This window comes from Streptomyces sp. NRRL B-1347 (assembly GCF_000720325.1).
Classification (GTDB): Bacteria; Actinomycetota; Actinomycetes; order Streptomycetales; family Streptomycetaceae; genus Streptomyces.
Window position 1 is genome coordinate 2,501 of the sequence record NZ_JOJM01000172.1, and the last position, 2,459, is coordinate 4,959.

At 56.9% G+C, this 2,459-nt stretch carries 1 rRNA gene (cut by a window edge); it reads left to right on the forward strand.

The features are described 5' to 3' along the window. Window positions 1–2,418: ribosomal RNA gene (locus tag IG74_RS0144095) — 23S ribosomal RNA — on the forward strand (it extends 669 nt beyond the left edge of the window). The last annotated feature ends 41 nt before the right edge of the window (window positions 2,419–2,459 follow it).

Consider the following 2,459-nt stretch of genomic DNA (forward strand, 5'->3'; position numbering starts at 1 on the left):
TAACCCGTGTGGGGAAGCCGTAGCGAAAGCGAGTCCGAATAGGGCGGTTGAGTAGCGCGCCCAAGACCCGAAGCGGAGTGATCTAGCCATGGGCAGGCTGAAGCGGAGGTAAGACTTCGTGGAGGGCCGAACCCACCAGGGTTGAAAACCTGGGGGATGACCTGTGGTTAGGGGTGAAAGGCCAATCAAACTCCGTGATAGCTGGTTCTCCCCGAAATGCATTTAGGTGCAGCGTCGTGTGTTTCTTGCCGGAGGTAGAGCACTGGATAGGCGATGGGCCCTACCGGGTTACTGACCTTAGCCAAACTCCGAATGCCGGTAAGTGAGAGCGCGGCAGTGAGACTGTGGGGGATAAGCTCCATGGTCGAGAGGGAAACAGCCCAGAGCATCGACTAAGGCCCCTAAGCGTACGCTAAGTGGGAAAGGATGTGGAGTCGCACAGACAACCAGGAGGTTGGCTTAGAAGCAGCCACCCTTGAAAGAGTGCGTAATAGCTCACTGGTCTAGTGATTCCGCGCCGACAATGTAGCGGGGCTCAAGCGTACCGCCGAAGTCGTGTCATTGCAGTAGATACCCCCAACGGGGACTGTGATGGGTAGGGGAGCGTCGTGTGCCGGGTGAAGCTGCGCCGGAAGGCAGTGGTGGACGGTTCACGAGTGAGAATGCAGGCATGAGTAGCGATACATACGTGAGAAACGTGTGCGCCGATTGACTAAGGGTTCCTGGGTCAAGCTGATCTGCCCAGGGTAAGTCGGGACCTAAGGCGAGGCCGACAGGCGTAGTCGATGGATAACCGGTTGATATTCCGGTACCCGCTTTGAAGCGCCAAACATTGAATCCAGTGATGCTAAGGCCGTGAAGCCGCCTGCCTCCGCCTTTGGCGTGGGTGGGAGTGGTGGAGCCGCTGACCCAAGCTGGTAGTAGGTGAGTGATGGGGTGACGCAGGAAGGTAGTCCAGCCCGGGCGGTGGTTGTCCCGGGGTAAGGGTGTAGGCCGTGCGGTAGGTAAATCCGTCGCACATTGAGGCTGAGACCTGATGCCGAGCCGATTGTGGTGAAGTGGATGATCCTATGCTGTCGAGAAAAGCCTCTAGCGAGTTTCATGGCGGCCCGTACCCTAAACCGACTCAGGTGGTCAGGTAGAGAATACCGAGGCGTTCGGGTGAACTATGGTTAAGGAACTCGGCAAAATGCCCCCGTAACTTCGGGAGAAGGGGGGCCACACCCGGTGACGAGTTTTACACTCTGAGCTGGGGGTGGCCGCAGAGACCAGCGAGAAGCGACTGTTTACTAAAAACACAGGTCCGTGCGAAGCCGTAAGGCGATGTATACGGACTGACGCCTGCCCGGTGCTGGAACGTTAAGGGGACCGGTTAGCTCCATTTCGGTGGGGCGAAGCTGAGAACTTAAGCGCCAGTAAACGGCGGTGGTAACTATAACCATCCTAAGGTAGCGAAATTCCTTGTCGGGTAAGTTCCGACCTGCACGAATGGCGTAACGACTTCTCGACTGTCTCAACCATAGGCCCGGTGAAATTGCACTACGAGTAAAGATGCTCGTTTCGCGCAGCAGGACGGAAAGACCCCGGGACCTTTACTACAGTTTGATATTGGTGTTCGGTTCGGCTTGTGTAGGATAGGTGGGAGACTGTGAACTCGGTACGCCAGTATCGGGGGAGTCGTCGTTGAAATACCACTCTGGTCGTGCTGGATGTCTAACCTGGGTCCGTGATCCGGATCAGGGACAGTGTCTGATGGGTAGTTTAACTGGGGCGGTTGCCTCCCAAAGGGTAACGGAGGCGCCCAAAGGTTCCCTCAGCCTGGTTGGTAATCAGGTGTTGAGTGTAAGTGCACAAGGGAGCTTGACTGTGAGACTGACGGGTCGAGCAGGGACGAAAGTCGGGACTAGTGATCCGGCGGTGGCTTGTGGAAGCGCCGTCGCTCAACGGATAAAAGGTACCCCGGGGATAACAGGCTGATCTTCCCCAAGAGTCCATATCGACGGGATGGTTTGGCACCTCGATGTCGGCTCGTCGCATCCTGGGGCTGGAGTCGGTCCCAAGGGTTGGGCTGTTCGCCCATTAAAGCGGTACGCGAGCTGGGTTTAGAACGTCGTGAGACAGTTCGGTCCCTATCCGCTGTGCGCGTAGGAGTCTTGAGAAGGGCTGTCCCTAGTACGAGAGGACCGGGACGGACGAACCTCTGGTGTGCCAGTTGTTCTGCCAAGGGCATGGCTGGTTGGCTACGTTCGGAAAGGATAACCGCTGAAAGCATCTAAGCGGGAAGCCTGCTTCGAGATGAGGACTCCCACCCACTTGATGGGGTAAGGCTCCCAGTAGACGACTGGGTTGATAGGCCAGATATGGAAGCCTGGTAACGGGTGGAGTTGACTGGTACTAATAGGCCGAGGGCTTGTCCTCAGTTGCTCGCGTTCACTGTGTTGGTTCTGAAACCACGAACA